Here is a 16,881-nt window from a genome sequence, read left to right on the forward strand (position 1 = left end):
AAAACATCACAAAAAACGCTGTTTGTTCACTTGGAGTTGTCATATTAGAACAACCACCATGCGAACAAACAGCGTTTTAATGTAGTGCTGGATAGAGATAATGCTTAGGAACTAACTTTATTTTGCTGATATTGCTCCATTGAGATAAGGACCTCACGGGGCTTGCTGCCCTCGTAAGGGCCGATGACTCCGCGAGCTTCCATGGAGTCAATCAGTCGAGCAGCACGTGTATAACCGATCCGCATACGGCGCTGAAGAAGCGAAACGGAAGCTTGTTTAGCCTCTAAAATGATGTTGACAGCCTGATCGTACAGCTCATCCAGCATTTCATCTGCATCAGCCGATACCTCTTCCACCTCCGGCACAAGCGTTTCATCATACTGCGCTTCACCCTGTTCACGTACATAGTTAACAATATTTTCGACTTCTTGATCGCTCATGAACGCTCCCTGAACGCGGACAGGTTTGGAAGCCCCCATTGGCATGAACAGCATATCACCACGTCCGAGTAGCTTCTCGGCTCCGCCCATGTCCAATATGGTACGGGAGTCTACCTGCGAGGAAACGCCGAAGGCAATACGTGAAGGAATATTGGCTTTAATCACCCCGGTAATTACGTCAACCGAAGGTCTCTGGGTTGCAATGATAAGGTGGATGCCTGCTGCACGTGCCATTTGGGCAAGTCGTGCAATCGCATCCTCCACATCTCCCGCAGCTACCATCATTAAATCTGCCAACTCGTCCACAATAACGACGATGTAAGGCAGAAATGCATCCGGGTTATCTTTCATCAGATTATTATAGCCCTCAATATTACGGGTTCCTGATTTGGAAAATAACTCATATCTTTTTTCCATTTCAACTACAATTTTCTTCAATGCAAGTGAGGCACGCTTTGGATCAGTCACGACCGGAGCCAACAAATGCGGGATTCCGTTGTACACGTTCAACTCCACCATTTTAGGATCGACCATCAAAAATTTGACCTCATCCGGCTTTGCTTTGTACAAAATACTCGTGATGATCCCATTGATACACACTGATTTACCCGAACCTGTTGCCCCAGCTACAAGCAGATGGGGCATCTTGGCCAAATTACCAACAATCGTCTGTCCTGCAATATCACGTCCGAATGCAATGGATAAATTGGAAGTTGACTCCTGGAAAACGGTTGTCTCCATTACCTCACGCATCGTGACAATGGAAACTTCATTATTCGGAACCTCAATTCCGATAGCAGATTTGCCAGGAATCGGAGCCTCCATACGGATATCTTTGGCAGCAAGCGCAAGCGCAATATCATCCGTCAGACTCACAATGCGGCTGACCTTTACTCCAATGTCCGGCTGAATTTCATAACGCGTTACGGCAGGGCCACGGACAACCTCCAGCACCTTCGCCCGCACACCAAAGCTTTCCAGCGTTGCTTCCAGCTTGCGTGCCGTTTGCATGTAATCCTTTTGTCCCATACCTTTGCCTACGTTTTGTGGTTTAGCAAGCAAACGAAACGATGGGAGCTTGTAAGGTTTAGGCGGCGGCGGAGCCGGAATAGCTGTATGGGTACCTTCAGCCTCTTCGCCTGCAACCCCAGTTGCAATCGTCTGAGCTTGTCCCTGAGCACCTTCTAATGTCCCCTGGATCGTTGTCGAATCATCCATATCCGTATTCGCATGGGCATCCACAAAGTCATCATCCAGGGATTCATCAATAATGGAAGTTGTCTGCTCTGCCCCTGTCAGGGACTCTCCAAATTCAGCTTCCGGTCTTCTTTCCTCATGCTTTACTTGTTCGAAGAAATCCCTAATAATCGGCGACCTTTTTACCGGAGTTGCAGCTTCCTCCTCAGCGTGTTCGACTACGTCAGACAGCTCTTCACTCTGGTTATCGTTTCTCCACTGGGCCTGCGCGTCCTCAGCTTCATATGGAAGATCATGATCATCCTCATCCGTATTGACGGAATGCTTCTCCTTGTCCGCTTTATCTGAATTTTTGAGACCAAACAACTGAAAGAAAATCGGTTGTTTGCGTGCAGGAGGCTGCATTTCGTCAAAGTCATCATCCATGTCTTCCTCATAGGCAGGAATCGGCTCAGACTTGATTTTTCTATTTCCACTACCTTTGCTAGATGCCGAAAGCGGAGTAGCTTTACCAGTCCATTTTTTACGCACGCTTCCCCCGACTGTCAGCAGCTTGGTCTTTACAATCCGTACCAAATCCACATAGGACAGTTGGGTCATCAGCATGAAACAAATGACGAACATAACAATCATGATCAGTTTAGCTCCTGTGAGACCAAACAGCCACAACAGAACAGTAAGCTGCAATGCGCCTACGTACCCCCCGCTGATATCCTTGTTCAGCATTGAGGTATGGCCCTGCTGGTCAGGCGACAGCAACTGCTCACGCATATCTATATGTATCTGGGTCATCACTCCGCCCGGCTGAAGCGCGTTGATCGGCCCCAAACGCTGCTCCATAGATGAAATAGAACTCATAAGTGTAAAGGCAAATACCAACAGGAGCAAACCCGTTTTACGCGAGTTCCACTGGTTCGGCCACTTGCGGTGAATCATCACCATCAGACCATAATAAATGCCAATGAGAGGGATAACAAAATAGAATTTCCCCAGTACGAGCCCAAACATCTTGGATAGCGACCGACCAACTGCCGCTTCACCCGACAACGCAATGACCGCTAATGTAATCAGCACAATGCCGTAAATTTCAAATTTTAGAACTCCGCCAAATGCGGCTTTCTTTTTTCTTTTTCTTCTTCTGGACATACAAGGTCACCCCCCAGAAGAATATTATACCACGTCACCCGGTATCCGCACATATGTTCTTTTTCAGCAGTAAATGACCTATTTCTATACTATTCGACACCTTCTACGACCACTCGATAACTTGACCTGGTCCATAACGCGGATTCAGGTAGGCTTCCAGCGGACAGTCCAACAACCGTACAATGATCCCCCGACGACTTTCAAGCGGCTGTACCTGCATAAGTAGACCGTCTACCCGAACCTCTGCAAGCTCCTCAGCCTCTTTCCACATCCCTTGCCATACCATTTCCATTGGCATCACAGTATATAGTGTCATTGAGGTAGCTCCCTGCTTTGCTCCCCTGACAGTGTCTCTGTAGGAGTTCCTGTGGGACTGGGAGAAAAAGGAGCATACGGAGCCTGCTGTTGAATCCCAGCGATCCCGTTTTGCTGACGCCGCGTTTCAATAATGGTGTTCAGCTGTTTTAAAGCCTCTCCGATGCCTCCAACCGCGTCCATCAATCCATACTTCACTGCATCCGCTCCCCCAACCGCTGTACCAATATCGCGGTTTAACTCACCGGTTTTAAACATCAGTTCCTTAAACTGCTCTTCTGTAATACGAGAATGAGAAACGACGAAGCGTACAACACGTTCCTGCATTTTTTCCATGTATTCAAAAGTTTGTGGTACTCCAATGACCAGACCGTTCATCCGAATGGGATGAATGGTCATCGTCGCACTCTCCGCAATGTAGGAATAAGTGGAAGACACAGCAATCGGCACACCGATGCTATGCCCCCCACCTATGACAATAGTCACCGTTGGTTTACTCATCGATGCGATCATTTCAGCAATAGCCAGTCCTGCCTCTACATCACCACCAACTGTATTCAGCAAAATCATTAATCCTTCGATACGAGGATTTTGTTCTGCCGCTACCAACTGGGGAATAATGTGCTCATATTTTGTCGTTTTGTTTTGAGGCGGTAAAATGAGATGCCCTTCAATCTGACCGATAATCGTCATGCAAAAAATATTGGACTCGCCTCCAGGCATGGAAGTTTGACCCAGCTGCTGCAAAGCCTCCATAGCAGGTAAAGCGGGTCTTTGCCCAATTTCTGGTTGATCTGGCGCTTCCGTTTCCTCGTTGCCAGATGTTAGATTGCTGTATTGTTCCATATGGGTGATCTTCCTTTCGCTTTACGCATCTATATGACCCGTATTCACCCTATAGTATGGGATGGAAATGGAATATTTTATACCCGACCCCATGCTTTTCCTTGTCCCGCAAAATCAAAAAAGCCTCTCCTCCCGCGGAAACCGTCCAATATTTCCTGCGGGAAGAGAGGCGACTGTGTGCCTGTGACTTAAGTTTTTAATTCAGGTTTTTGAACAAATTTCAATTGAATCACACTTCCATTATAATTGGCAGGATCATCGGTCTGCGACGAGTTTGCTCATACAAGAAGCGACCTAGTGCATCCTTGACATTTGTCTTGAGGGAAGCCCATTCATTTACATTTTCACTCATGAGCTTATGCAGTGTACTTGAGACAATACGATTTGCTTCATCCAGTAGACCTTCCGATTCACGGACATATACGAAACCGCGGGAAATGATATCTGGGCCTGATTTAATCGTTCCGTCTTGCTTGCTCAGCGTGACAACCACCACCAAAATACCGTCCTGTGACAGCAATTTGCGGTCGCGCAATACGATATTTCCTACATCCCCTACGCCTAGTCCATCGATCAGTACGTTGCCTGCTGTAACTTTACCAGCTCTGCGTGCTCCGCCATTCTGAATTTCAATGACTTCACCGATATCCGTGATGAAGATATTTTCAGGCTCTATACCTACGCCTTCAGCAAGAAGAGCGTGACGACGTTGCATTCTAAACTCACCATGAATTGGCAAGAAGAACTTTGGTTTCATCAGATTCAGCATCAGCTTGAGTTCTTCCTGGCTTCCGTGTCCAGAAACGTGGATACCTGGATTAGCTGCGCTGTAATATACATTGGCACCCAGACGGAACAGTTCATCAATTGTGCGTCCAACGTATTTTTCATTACCCGGTACCGGAGTAGCTGCGATGATGACTGAATCCCCTGGAAGAATGTCAACCTTTCGATGTGTGGAACGAGCCATTCTTGTCAAAGCGGACATCGGTTCACCCTGACTGCCTGTGCAGAGAATAACTACACGATCCGCTGACATTTTGCCAACTTCTTCAGGCTCAATCAGCATTCCATCTGGAATTTCCAAATAGCCCAAGTCCGAAGCAATACCTACGACATTAACCATGCTTCGACCAATAACTGTTACTTTACGTCCCGTAGCTTCAGCAGCATTAATTACCTGCTGAATACGATGTACGTTAGAAGCAAAAGTGGCTACGACCACACGCTGTCTCGACTTGCGGAAAATGTCTTCCAGGACAATACCAACGCTCTTTTCCGAAGGTGTAAAGCCCGGTTTCTCGGCATTTGTACTGTCTGACAAAAGAGCCAGTACACCACGTGTGCCAATTTCAGCCATACGCTGCAAATCTGCATATTGTCCGTTCACCGGAGTATGGTCAAATTTGAAGTCACCTGTATGAACAACAGCGCCTTCAGGAGTATCAATACATACACCTACAGAATCCGGAATACTATGGTTGGTTCTGAAGAAAGTTGCTTTTAGTGTGGAACCCAGCTTGATTTCGGAATCAGCATTGATCAAAATACGTTTGGTTTCACCAAGCAGATTCGCTTCCTTCAGCTTGTTTTCCACCAATCCCAGCGTCAATTTGGTACCATATACTGGTACATTCAAATGTTTCAACACGTAAGGCAAACCGCCGATATGGTCCTCGTGACCATGAGTCAGCACAATGCCTCTTACTTTGTCGCGGTTCTCTGTAAGGTAGGAAATATCAGGAATAACGATATCAATGCCCAGCATGTCCTCTTCCGGGAATTTCAGACCGGAATCCACCACGACAATGTCATTGCCGTATTGAACGACATACATATTTTTCCCGATTTCACCGACGCCGCCCAAAGCGAAAATCATCAATTTATCGTTGTTTGTTTTTTTAGACAAATGAATCTAAACCTCCTATGGTAGTTGGACGTCGTACCTTGATTTGTTTATTTAATTTTCAAAAAAATACCGCACCCAGTCACTTGACCCCATTATACATGATTAAAATAAGAAAAAACAAGTCATCCTGTTCGTTACGCTAGGTTTCCCATTGCCGTCTGAAACCATTAGTATCTGTCATTTTATCTACATACATGGTTGAAAGCACAGCAAAAAGGACGTCCTATAAGAACGCCCTTCACGCTGGAGAACCTTGTCAGACAATAAACTCTATCGGTTTTGTACCTACCGACTGCCCTTAACAAGGATACTCCTTAGTATTAATTAACAGCTTACATTCCTATTTCTCTTTAGCGGGTAAATAATTTCTTAATAAATTCCGCTTCATCCTCAGTTGGAGGAATGAGTGGCAACCGAACCGAACCTACCTTAATCCCCCGTAATTCCAATGCATATTTTACTGCCACCGGATTAGGCAGAGGATGAGGACAGCCAAACAAACCCTTGAAAATCGGGAACAACTGCTGATGCAACTTGGCTGCCTCCTGCGAGTGTCCTCCTACAAGTGAATCGATCATCTGCTTCATTTCAGCACCTACCACATGACTCGCTACGCTGATAATACCATAAGCACCTACAGCCATAGCAGGCAACCCAGAAGCATCATCCCCGGAATAAACCAGAAAACCTTCTGGCGCTGACGCTGCAATCTGTGTGACCTGCGCAAGTGATGCACATTCTTTGGTTCCCACAATGTTCGGAATTTGTGCAAGACGCAGCGTTGTTTCAGCTGTTAGACTCGCTCCAGTACGGCTTGGAACATTATACAGTATAGCTGGAAGGGATGTGGAGTTTGCAATACTTTCGAAATGCTGATACATCCCTTCCTGATTCGGTTTATTATAATATGGTACTACCAGTAGAACACCATCTGCTCCTGCCTGCTCCGCGGCACGGGTTAGATGAATAGAGTGACGCGTATTGTTGCTTCCAGTCCCGGCAATAATTTTACATCGTCCAGCTGCTTTTTCTACAACAAATGCAAACAACTTGATTTTTTCATCATCGCTCAGGGTAGGAGACTCCCCTGTTGTTCCAGATACAACAAGTGACTCTGAGTGCTGTTCTTCTATTAAGTAATCAATCAACGAGGACAATGCAGTCCAGTCAATCTCTCCTTGCTGATCAAAAGGTGTCACCATTGCGGTAATCAATCTGCCGAAGTTCACCATGCTGCCTCCTTTTTGCAAGTCCGAGCACGGACAATGCACCTATTGATGGAGTTCAAATTTATTATGCAATGCGCGTACAGCCTGCACCATATCTTCTTTTTTAACAAGTACCCAGATCGTCGTGTTGGAATCTGCGGATTGAAGGATCTGTACGTCTGATTCTGCCAATGCCTCCACAATCGTCGCCATAATGCCCGGTACCCCGTTGATACCACCGCCTATGACAGAAACTTTAGCACACCCGGCCAGTATCTTAGGTTCTAGACCCAAACCGTTCAATACTTCAACCGCTTTGCTTCCATCATGATCGAACACAGTATAAACTGCCCCCGATGGAGTTACGTTAATAAAGTCAACGCTGATTCCATGTTCAGCCATAGATTTGAATACTTGTAATTGCAAGTGCTCCAAACCCGGCTTTAATTCAACATTAATCTGAGTGACATTGCCGACATACGCAATACCGGTCACGAAACGGTCTACGATGTCTGCCTGCACGTCTTTAAAGCCTTCCGGGTGGGTAACTAACGTACCTTCTCCTTCAGAGAAGGTAGAGCGAACACGGACCGGGATATTAGCCTGCATGGCGATTTCAACAGCACGAGGATGGATAACCTTTGCTCCCTGATGAGCCATATTGCAAATCTCCGTATAGCTAACATGTGTAAGTGGCTTTGCATTTTCCACAATGCGCGGATCGGCGGTTAATATACCATTCACATCCGTATAAATATCGACCATATCCGCATGTAGAGCAGCACCCAGAGCAGTAGCTGACGTATCGCTGCCGCCCCGACCCAAGGTGGTCATATCACCGTCTGCTGTTTGTCCCTGAAAACCTGTCACAATGACAACTCTGCCTTGGTTCAACTCTTCAACAACACGGTCTGGCTTTATATCCAAAATACGAGCATTGCCGTATTGATCATCCGTAATAAAGCCCGCCTGTGCCCCAGTTAGCACCGTAGCAGGAATACCTTCCTTCTCCATCAGGCTGCATAATGTAGCAGCAGAAATGATTTCACCACAGCACAGCAGTAAATCCCGCTCGCGCTTCGGAAGACTGTCGCCGTTAGACGCCGCCCAATCCAGCAGCGTGTCGGTGGCATAAGGCTCTCCTTTTCTCCCCATTGCCGACACAACAACAACCAATTGAAGATTTTGCTCCAGCTCCCGCTTCACATGTGCCAGCACAAGTTGACGTGCTTCAGGTGTGGACAGCGAGGTTCCCCCAAATTTTTGCACCAAAATACCCATTATTCTTCCCCCATATCGGAACGTTACTCCGCGTTTGCAGCAATAATTTCCGCGATTTGCACCGCGTTCCATGCCGCTCCTTTGAGCAGATTATCGGATACAACCCACAAATTCAATCCACGGCTATTGCCCAAATCACGGCGTACACGCCCCACAAATACGTCAGGTTTTCCAGCAGCTTCGGATGCCAGTGGATAAAGCTGAGCAGCAGGATCGTCCACTAGCGTTACTCCCGGTGCCGAAGCCAGCAGATTGCGGATTTCTTCTAAATCATAATCTTTTTTAAGTTCTACATATACAGATTCCGAGTGACCGTATACAACAGGAATACGTACACACGTTGCTGTTACGTCCACAGATTCGTCACCCAGTATTTTTTTCGTTTCACGTACCATTTTCATTTCTTCCAGTGTATAACCATTGTCCTGGAATTTATCGATTTGCGGGATAGCATTGAAAGCAATCTGATGCTTTACTGGCAACGAGCCTACTGGCAACAGATCAGGCTGAACTTCATCACCGTTAAGAATCGCTGCGCTTTGACGATTCAATTCATCAATAGCTCGGCTTCCAGCCCCGGAAACGGCCTGGTATGTGGATACTATGATACGAGAAATGCCATACTGATCATATAATGGTTTCAAAGCAGCTACCATCTGAATGGTGGAGCAGTTCGGGTTCGCAATAATTCCTTGATGCTCGGCAATTTTGTCGCTATTCACCTCAGGCACTACAAGAGGAGCTGTCGGATCCATTCGGAATGCATTGGTGTTGTCAATGCAAACCGCCCCATGACGAACAGCATGCGGCGCCAATTCCTTACTTACGTCTCCACCTGCACTAAACAAAGCAATGTCGATTCCTTCAAAGCTGTCGGGGGTAGCAATCTCTACTGGAATTTGCTGACCTTTAAAGCTAATTAACGTGCCGGCAGAACGAGGCGAAGAAAGAAATTTGATTTTGTCCACAGGAAAATCCCGTTTTTCCAGCAGATTTACGATCTGTTCTCCTACAGCGCCTGTTGCTCCAACGACAGCTACATTAAACTTTCTATTGCTCATCTGGTGTATCTCCCCTTCTCGACTAAAAAACCATTTTTTATTCTGAAAGCATCCACCGCCAACAAGAAATTAGACTCGATACAATATCGAATCATCTTCTAGGCGAGGGATGCTCAGCAGTTAACTATAGTACTTCATGGGGTCTTGCGTTCCACAATCATCGGCTGAAGCTGTTTACCTTGCAATGCTTCATAAGCAGCCTCGGGAATCAACTCCATGTTAGCTACAAGCGAGTTCGGCTTTTTAACTGGATTGTCCTGTCCGAACGGCACAAAAAAGATATTTTTGGCTACGAGTAATTTGGCGATATTGGCAGCATTTAGACCCAGTCCATCATTAGTAGATATGGCTAAAAGAAGTGGACGACCGTTGCGCAATTGCGCCTTGGCAGCCATCAAAACCGGACTGTCTGTCATCGCATTCGCTAACTTACTCATTGAATTCCCCGTCAAAGGTGCAATCACCAGCACATCGAGTATTTGGGAGGGACCCAGTGGCTCAGCCTCCACAATTGTAGAAATGATATCATTCCCTGTTATATCTTTCAACTGTTTTTGCCAACTTTGCGAAGTACCAAAGCGAGTATCCGTTGTTAGTACTGTATTGGATATAATAGGAATGACCTTCGCACCCTCATCAACAAAGCGCTGTATAACAGGCATTACCTCTTCAAATGTGCAATGTGAGCCTGTAATTGCATAACCTACTGTTTTCCCTTGCCAACTCATTGTGCATCCCCCCGATCAGGATTATCTTCCATTAACAACTGCACCAGCGTATTCGCTATAATGGCACCAGCAGTTTTGGGAGCAACAATACCGGGAAGACCAGGGGCAAGCATAGCCTTGATTCCACGCTTTTCCGCATAACGGAAATCACATCCGCCCGGGGCGGAAGCAAGATCTATAATCACGGTGCTCAATGGCAATTTAGACAGGATTTGCGCTGTGATAATCATAGAGGGTATCGTATTAAAAATCAAGTCAACTCCCTTTGTCTCTTGCGCTAAATCCCTTGTCATAAAAGGCTTCCAACCCATTTCCACGGCTCTCGCTGCATCCTCTGCCCGCCGTACTCCAACCTTCACTCTGGCTCCCAACCCCTGTAGTGCCCTTGCCATGGTAAATCCAGTCCGTCCCATGCCTAGAACCATACAATCTGCACCGTGAATCGTAAAATCGGTATGCTGAATGGCCATCATCAGTGCGCCTTCGGCCGTAGGTATAGAGTTGTATATGGCCACATCATCTCTCTCCAGCAGCTCTACCAGCTTTAACTCATGTCTGGTACAAATTTCTTTTAAGTACGTCCGCGCCATCCCTGTATATACAACACAATGCGGTGGAAGAGCAGCAGCATGCTCATTCAGAAACTGGAGCTTCTGTGCTCCAAAAAGTGCATTTACGTTGCCTTCCTCATCGCATCCCACCACCGGCAAAATCAGTGCGTCTGACGATTCCAGCAGCTTGACAGACATTGGTTCTAGTGTCACTCCTTTGAGTGGTACTTCAAGCTTGTCAAAACCGACCACACTGACGGTAGCATCCATGTCCACACATTTGCGGATTACCTCAAGCTGCCTCGCATCGCCACCCAAAACAACGACGCGTATTCCTGTTAGCATCCGGATCACTCCTTTCCGAGACACGATATGCTTTTAGTCTATGCGAGTGCCCGGAGAGGGGTGAAAAAACACAAAAAAAAGCCGCCCCTTTATGAGGCGACCTTTATTTGCATGCTTACTCTTAAGCAAGAAATTTGAAGATTTTACAAAATAGACATTCGTACATCGCAAACCAACCATAACCTCAGCGTCCTGTATGGCCAAAGCCTCCAGCACCACGCACTGTTTCAGATAATTGGTCTACTTGTTTCAGCTCTACCTCAGGTACAACCTGAAATACCATTTGTGCAATTCGCTCATTGCGCGTAATCGTGAACGATTCCTCGCCCAAATTAATAAGAAGTACCTTAATCTCCCCACGATAATCCGCATCAATCGTTCCCGGTGTATTGAGACAAGTAATACCATGCTTAAGAGCCAGTCCACTTCGCGGACGGATCTGTGCCTCCAATCCCGCTGGCATAGCTATTGCAAATCCAGTTGGAACGAGGCAACGTTTGCCGGGTTCCAGTACCAGATTTTCCTGTACTGCTGCATACAAGTCAAACCCTGATGCAAGCTCTGACATTTTGCGGGGCAGCTCAATATCTTCATTGCCCGCGAGTCTGTTAATTTCCACGTAAGTTAACAAAATAGTCCCTCCTCATATCCTTTACCGCTGAATCACTCGCTCCCACCATCGACAGGGCAAACGGCTCCGAGAACATCCGATCCAGCACTTTATTCACATCATTTGCCGTCACTTGCTCGATATGCTCGATCATTTGATCCAGCGTATAATGCTGACCAAGCATCAATTCATTTTTTCCAAGCCGATTCATCCGGCTACCTGTACTTTCAAGGCTTAAAATCAAACTTCCTTTTAATTGCTCCTTACCTTTACGAAGCTCATTAGCGTCCAAACCGTTGACAGCCACATCTCGTAAAAGCTCCAGCGTCAAATCCAGCACGTCCTTTGTTTGCTTAGGAGCCGTACCTGCATAGATCGTGAACATACCACTGTCCGCATGGGAGCTATGATAGGAATAGACCGAATAAGCCAGTCCACGCTTTTCCCGAATTTCTTGAAACAAACGTGAACTCATGCCGCCGCCGATCGCGTTATTCAGCAAAACCATAGCATACTGGAGTTCGTCACCCGTTGCAAATCCAGGCAGGGATAAACAAATATGATTTTGCTCCGTTGCTTTCTCATGATACAACAGCTCACCGTTAAACGCAGGTACTGTCAGCGGCGAAACGGTTCCATGAATATCAAAATGTCCAAAATGTCGCTCCAACAATTCTACCAAGCGATCATCAACATTACCAGCCACACTGATAACTGTATTGTCGATTGTATAATGCTCCCTCATATAATGGCTGAGATGTGAGCTATCCATAGCAAGCAGGTGATCTTCGGTTCCGAGAATCGGATAAGCCAGTGGATGTTCACCATAGGCCGCGCGAGATACAAGATCATGCACCATATCATCCGGTGTATCCTCGTACATGGAGATTTCCTCCAAAATCACATTCTTCTCTTTTGCCAATTCTTCCTGATCTAGTTTGGAATTAAAAAACATATCAGACAGCACATCAACTGCGATCGGTAGATGCTCATCCAACACCTTGGCATAATAGCATGTATATTCCTTCGAAGTGAAAGCATTAACATTTCCTCCGATGGCATCGAATTGCTCAGCGATTTCCTTAGCGTTAAAACGCTCTGTTCCTTTGAAAAGCATGTGTTCGATAAAATGAGAAATACCGCTATTGTCCGGCGTTTCATTTCGGGAGCCGGTTTTAACCCAGATACCGAAAGAAACAGAACGCACGGTTGGAATTTTTTCAATGACCACTCTTAGGCCGTTTTTGAGTTGAATTCTTTCCACGATTGGCCCTCCTAAACTGAATTGCATACTTAGCCATAATGTTCAATCCTAACAGAAAAAAGACGTTCACTCAACCGGAGCAGGTAGCTGTCGATCAGGGGAAAGTGTCTGACTGACAGTTCCGAGCACAAGTCCCTTACTACGAATGGCATGGATCATGCCTTTGAGAGCAGCCGCTGAGGAATCTGTTGGGTGCATTAATATCAGTGTGCCTGATTCAACCTTACTACTGATTTTGTTAATCACCGATTCCGGTGACGGATGTTTCCAATCTACAGTGTCCAATGTCCACAACACTGTTTTGAGCCCACGTTCTGCTGCTATATCCACCGTTTGCTGATTAAAATCGCCCGATGGAGGGGCAAACCAGTTATTTTTGACGCCCAAAGTTTCTTGAAGAAGCTCTTGTGTCTTTTCAATTTCTTGTGTGGCTCTGGCCCGACTCAGACGGCTCATATTCGGATGAGAGTAAGCATGATTCGAAAGCTCATGTCCTCTTTTTTGAATCTCCTTGGCGAGTTCAGGATTTTTTTTCAGCCAACTTCCATCAAGAAAAAATGTGGCCTTGACCTTTTCCTGATCCAGCGTGTTCAGTATCGGCAGGATAAATTCATTCCCCCATGCTACATTGATCATGAAGGATACCATTGGCTTTTCGGGATTCCCCCTGTAAATTGGAACATTACCAAGCTGATTTAAATGTATTTTAGGTGCCAATTGCCGATATACATATTGAATGGGTCGATCCGGAGATGCAATCGCTTTGCGATAGGTAGCATCCAAATCCACCTCCAGTCCGTTATAGCCTGGAATAGCCTTCCATACCCTGTCGATCTTGGCATCAACTGGTTCCCGCCGCTGACGGGCTGCCTCTGTTCTTAGTCGCTGCATAAGCGCATTATCGGGTAAAGCCGCCATCGCCATCGTTGTTTCAGCTTTAGGCTCCCCAACTCCTGTAGCGTCTCCATTGCGTAATTGATTAGCGAAGTCACGAACCCCGCTAAACTGTCCGATTACCAGTGTGATGGCTAAACTGGCTACCACCCACACTGCTCTTTTTGCCCTACTCATGATTCCTTCATCCTCCCGCCCGTTTGTCCACATTGTATGCGGGGAGGACAAGAACTATGACGCAGTAGCCTCTAGAAGCCTACTTTGGCGCAGCTTGTGCATATGTATGAAAAAAGAGCCAGAAACGTAGCTCTGCCTCTTTCCAAAAGCTTAAACAATGCTATTCAAATCCCTTGTACTGTTAATATGAAAAGCTACTCCTGCCTTTCTAGTCTGCAACATGCAGGTACCTAGGATTTTGCAGGTGCTTCTGCAGTCAGAACAGCCTTACGGGACAGATTGACACGACCTTGTTGATCAATTTCGGTTACTTTCACCGTAATTGTATCCCCAATAGCAATTACATCTTCAACCTTGGCTACACGTTCAGTAGACAGTTGAGAAATATGAACCAGACCATCTTTGCCCGGTAAAATTTCAACAAATGCACCGAATTTCTCAATCCGTTTTACTGTACCGATGTAAATCTCACCGACCACGACTTCCTTTACGATACCCTCAATAATGGAACGTGCTTTTTCATTCATCTCTTGATTTGTGGAAGCGATGAACACACGACCATCTTGTTCAATATCGATTTTCACGCCGGTTTCTTCGATGATTTTGTTGATGATTTTACCACCAGCTCCAATAACATCACGGATTTTGTCCGGGTTAATGTGCATCGTCATAATTTTTGGAGCATACTGAGACAACTGCTCACGTGGCTTCTGGATCGCTTCCATCATTTTGCTAAGAATGAACAAGCGTCCTTCTTTAGCTTGCTTGAGCGCATCCTGTAAAATCTGGCGGTCAATACCGTTAATTTTAATATCCATTTGAATGGCAGTTACGCCTTCCGCGGTACCAGCAACTTTAAAGTCCATATCGCCCAGGTGGTCTTCCATCCCTTGGATATCAGTCAATACGGAAACATGGTCTCCATCCTTGATCAATCCCATCGCTACACCTGCAACCGGAGCTTTAATCGGTACACCTGCATCCATCATAGCCAGTGTACTTGCACAAATACTAGCTTGTGAAGTCGAACCATTTGATTCCAGTACCTCGGAAACCAAACGGATGGTGTATGGAAATTCAGTTTCGGAAGGAATTACTTTGGAAAGTGCACGTTCACCAAGAGCACCATGTCCGATTTCACGACGGCCTGGCGCACGCAAAGGACGAGCCTCACCTACGCTGAATGGCGGGAAATTGTAATGATGCATGAAGCGTTTTGTTTCTTCCAGATCAATACCGTCCAAAATTTGTACATCACCCAATGCACCAAGTGTACAAATGCTAAGTGCTTGCGTTTGACCGCGTGTAAATAAGCCCGAACCATGAGTACGCGGCAAAATGCTAGTGTCGCTTTCAATCGGACGAATTTCGTCAAGCTTACGACCATCAGGACGCACTTTATCATGCGTGATCAGACGACGTACTTCTTCCTTGACGATATCATAGAGAACTTCGCTCACGTCGCTCAAAAGCTCAGGTGTCTCTATGTATTGTGATTCAAAATGGGCAACTGTCTCTTCGTTGACTGCATCAATCGCCTCTTGACGGGCGTGTTTTTCTGCAATTTTAACAGCTTCCATTAAACGTTCAGCTGCATAAGCACGTACTTCACTGTTCACTTTTTCATCAACAGCATGCAGTTTAACCTGCATTTTTTCTTTACCTGCTACTTGCACCAATTGTTCAATGACTGCCACAATGTTCTTAATCTCATCATGACCGAACATAATAGCTTCCAGCATAACTTCCTCTGGAATCTCATTGCCCTCGGCTTCTACCATCATGATGGCATCTTTCGTTCCGGCTACAACCAGGTACAGATCGCTTGCATTCTGCTGTGCAATATCCGGGTTAATCACAAATTGCCCGTCTACACGTCCTACAGCGACTCCACCGATTGGCCCATTAAAAGGTACATCCGAAATGCTAAGTGCTGCCGAGGTTCCGATCATTGCTGCAATTTCAGGTTCGCAATCCTGATCGACACTCATAACCAGGTTCAACACCTGTACATCATTCCGGAAACCTTCCGGGAACAATGGGCGAATTGGACGGTCTGTCAAACGGCTGGACAAAATTGCTTTTTGACTCGGACGTCCTTCACGTTTAATAAATCCGCCAGGAATTTTCCCTACAGCATACAATCTTTCCTCATAGTTTACGGTCAGGGGAAAAAAGTCCAAATCTTTCGGTTCACGGGAAGCGGTCACGGTACAAAGCACAACTGTTTCTCCGTAGCTCACTTTAACTGCCGCATTGGCTTGTTTCGCAAGACGTCCTGTTTCCAGCACCAGCTTTCTTCCGCCGAGCTGCATTTCTACGCGTTGCTCCATGGTATCCCTCCATTTCATTTCATTGTAAAAGTTCTATACATATCCAGTATTTCCTGCGCAGGGCTTATTCATAAGAAGCTAGCAGACAAATCAGGATATGTAATTCAAAAAAAGATTCCTCATTTCAAAAAAGAACCCGGCTGCTGTCCGCCGTCGCCTTAGCAGGGACAAGCGGTGAACAACCAGGCTTCTTTTCTCATTACATGTCTGAAAATTAACGACGCAGTCCGAGACGCTCGATCAACGCACTGTAACGTTTAACATCAGTCTTCTTCAGGTAAGCCAAAAGTTTACGACGCTGACCGACCATTTTCAACAACCCGCGGCGGGAGTGATGGTCTTTCTTGTGCGAACGAAAGTGACTTTGCAAGTTGACGATGTTTTCAGTAAGGATAGCGATTTGTACCTCTGGTGATCCTGTATCGGATTCATGAGTTTTGTACTCCTCGATCAATTGCTGTTTACGCTCTTGAGTCAATGCCATCCTGTTCACCTCCTTCATTATAATCGCCATTAGCCTCGTAGCCGCCGGTGAAAGCGGACAACCAAGCTAAGGTTCATCGTTGTTTACACAAC

At 46.2% G+C, this 16,881-nt stretch carries 14 protein-coding genes; all 14 read right to left on the reverse strand.

What is annotated here, in order from left to right; translation table 11 throughout:
* Nucleotides 1-104: 104 nt before the first annotated feature.
* Entirely contained in the window at nt 105-2,783 is a 2,679-nt protein-coding gene (locus BM358_RS01180) for an FtsK/SpoIIIE family DNA translocase (protein WP_028542707.1), read from the reverse strand.
* A 103-nt stretch (nt 2,784-2,886) separates the two neighbouring features.
* Nucleotides 2,887-3,099, reverse strand: coding sequence for a YlzJ-like family protein (locus BM358_RS01185; RefSeq protein ID WP_023988229.1), 213 nt, complete (start codon nt 3,097-3,099; stop codon nt 2,887-2,889).
* Nucleotides 3,096-3,944: a ClpP family protease gene (locus BM358_RS01190; protein ID WP_023988228.1), complete on the reverse strand. Its 849-nt coding sequence runs from the start codon at nt 3,942-3,944 to the stop codon at nt 3,096-3,098. The genes BM358_RS01185 and BM358_RS01190 overlap by 4 nt, the downstream gene beginning before the upstream one ends.
* A 229-nt stretch (nt 3,945-4,173) precedes the next feature.
* Nucleotides 4,174-5,853 (reverse strand): ribonuclease J, encoded by a 1,680-nt coding sequence (locus BM358_RS01195; RefSeq protein WP_013309942.1) that lies wholly within the window; start codon nt 5,851-5,853, stop codon nt 4,174-4,176.
* 350 nt (nt 5,854-6,203) lie between these two features.
* Nucleotides 6,204-7,085 carry a 4-hydroxy-tetrahydrodipicolinate synthase gene (dapA, locus tag BM358_RS01200; protein ID WP_028542708.1) on the reverse strand — a complete coding sequence of 294 codons (882 nt, stop codon included), beginning with the start codon at nt 7,083-7,085 and terminating at the stop codon, nt 6,204-6,206.
* A 39-nt stretch (nt 7,086-7,124) separates the two neighbouring features.
* Complete coding sequence (gene dapG / locus BM358_RS01205) at nt 7,125-8,342, reverse strand: aspartate kinase (RefSeq protein WP_013309940.1); 1,218 nt, start codon at nt 8,340-8,342, stop codon at nt 7,125-7,127.
* Between the two features lie 23 nt (nt 8,343-8,365).
* Entirely contained in the window at nt 8,366-9,403 is a 1,038-nt protein-coding gene (locus BM358_RS01210; RefSeq protein ID WP_013309939.1) for an aspartate-semialdehyde dehydrogenase, read from the reverse strand.
* 134 nt (nt 9,404-9,537) lie between these two features.
* Nucleotides 9,538-10,131 carry a dipicolinate synthase subunit B gene (locus BM358_RS01215; protein ID WP_023988226.1) on the reverse strand — a complete coding sequence of 198 codons (594 nt, stop codon included), beginning with the start codon at nt 10,129-10,131 and terminating at the stop codon, nt 9,538-9,540.
* On the reverse strand, nt 10,128-11,027 hold the full coding sequence (dpsA, locus tag BM358_RS01220) for a dipicolinate synthase subunit DpsA (RefSeq protein ID WP_028542709.1): 900 nt from the start codon (nt 11,025-11,027) through the stop codon (nt 10,128-10,130). The genes BM358_RS01215 and dpsA overlap by 4 nt, the downstream gene beginning before the upstream one ends.
* A 184-nt stretch (nt 11,028-11,211) precedes the next feature.
* Nucleotides 11,212-11,658, reverse strand: coding sequence for a dUTP diphosphatase (gene dut / locus BM358_RS01225; RefSeq protein WP_013309936.1), 447 nt, complete (start codon nt 11,656-11,658; stop codon nt 11,212-11,214).
* Entirely contained in the window at nt 11,636-12,901 is a 1,266-nt protein-coding gene (locus BM358_RS01230) for a M16 family metallopeptidase (protein WP_028542710.1), read from the reverse strand. Before BM358_RS01230 ends, dut begins: the two co-directional genes overlap by 23 nt.
* 66 nt (nt 12,902-12,967) lie before the next feature.
* Complete coding sequence (locus BM358_RS01235; RefSeq protein WP_177235812.1) at nt 12,968-13,972, reverse strand: polysaccharide deacetylase family protein; 1,005 nt, start codon at nt 13,970-13,972, stop codon at nt 12,968-12,970.
* 230 nt (nt 13,973-14,202) lie between these two features.
* Nucleotides 14,203-16,305, reverse strand: coding sequence for a polyribonucleotide nucleotidyltransferase (gene pnp / locus BM358_RS01240; RefSeq protein ID WP_023988221.1), 2,103 nt, complete (start codon nt 16,303-16,305; stop codon nt 14,203-14,205).
* A gap of 214 nt (nt 16,306-16,519) precedes the next feature.
* Entirely contained in the window at nt 16,520-16,789 is a 270-nt protein-coding gene (gene rpsO, locus BM358_RS01245; protein ID WP_007430074.1) for a 30S ribosomal protein S15, read from the reverse strand.
* Between the last annotated feature and the right edge of the window lie 92 nt (nt 16,790-16,881).

Origin of the sequence: Paenibacillus sp. cl130 (assembly GCF_900116035.1) — a bacterium.
Taxonomy (GTDB): domain Bacteria; phylum Bacillota; class Bacilli; order Paenibacillales; family Paenibacillaceae; genus Paenibacillus; species Paenibacillus polymyxa_B.

What these genes read in the sequence shown, in the direction of transcription:
- BM358_RS01180 (WP_028542707.1), bottom strand. Translation starts at nt 2,783, where the DNA reads ATGTCCAGAAGAAGAAAAAGAAAAAAGAAAGCCGCATTTGGCGGAGTT.
- BM358_RS01185 (WP_023988229.1), bottom strand. Translation starts at nt 3,099, where the DNA reads ATGACACTATATACTGTGATGCCAATGGAAATGGTATGGCAAGGGATG.
- BM358_RS01190 (WP_023988228.1), bottom strand. Translation starts at nt 3,944, where the DNA reads ATGGAACAATACAGCAATCTAACATCTGGCAACGAGGAAACGGAAGCG.
- dapA (WP_028542708.1), bottom strand. Translation starts at nt 7,085, where the DNA reads ATGGTGAACTTCGGCAGATTGATTACCGCAATGGTGACACCTTTTGAT.
- dapG (WP_013309940.1), bottom strand. Translation starts at nt 8,342, where the DNA reads ATGGGTATTTTGGTGCAAAAATTTGGGGGAACCTCGCTGTCCACACCT.
- BM358_RS01210 (WP_013309939.1), bottom strand. Translation starts at nt 9,403, where the DNA reads ATGAGCAATAGAAAGTTTAATGTAGCTGTCGTTGGAGCAACAGGCGCT.
- BM358_RS01215 (WP_023988226.1), bottom strand. Translation starts at nt 10,131, where the DNA reads ATGAGTTGGCAAGGGAAAACAGTAGGTTATGCAATTACAGGCTCACAT.
- dpsA (WP_028542709.1), bottom strand. Translation starts at nt 11,027, where the DNA reads ATGCTAACAGGAATACGCGTCGTTGTTTTGGGTGGCGATGCGAGGCAG.
- BM358_RS01235 (WP_177235812.1), bottom strand. Translation starts at nt 13,972, where the DNA reads ATGAGTAGGGCAAAAAGAGCAGTGTGGGTGGTAGCCAGTTTAGCCATC.
- pnp (WP_023988221.1), bottom strand. Translation starts at nt 16,305, where the DNA reads ATGGAGCAACGCGTAGAAATGCAGCTCGGCGGAAGAAAGCTGGTGCTG.
- rpsO (WP_007430074.1), bottom strand. Translation starts at nt 16,789, where the DNA reads ATGGCATTGACTCAAGAGCGTAAACAGCAATTGATCGAGGAGTACAAA.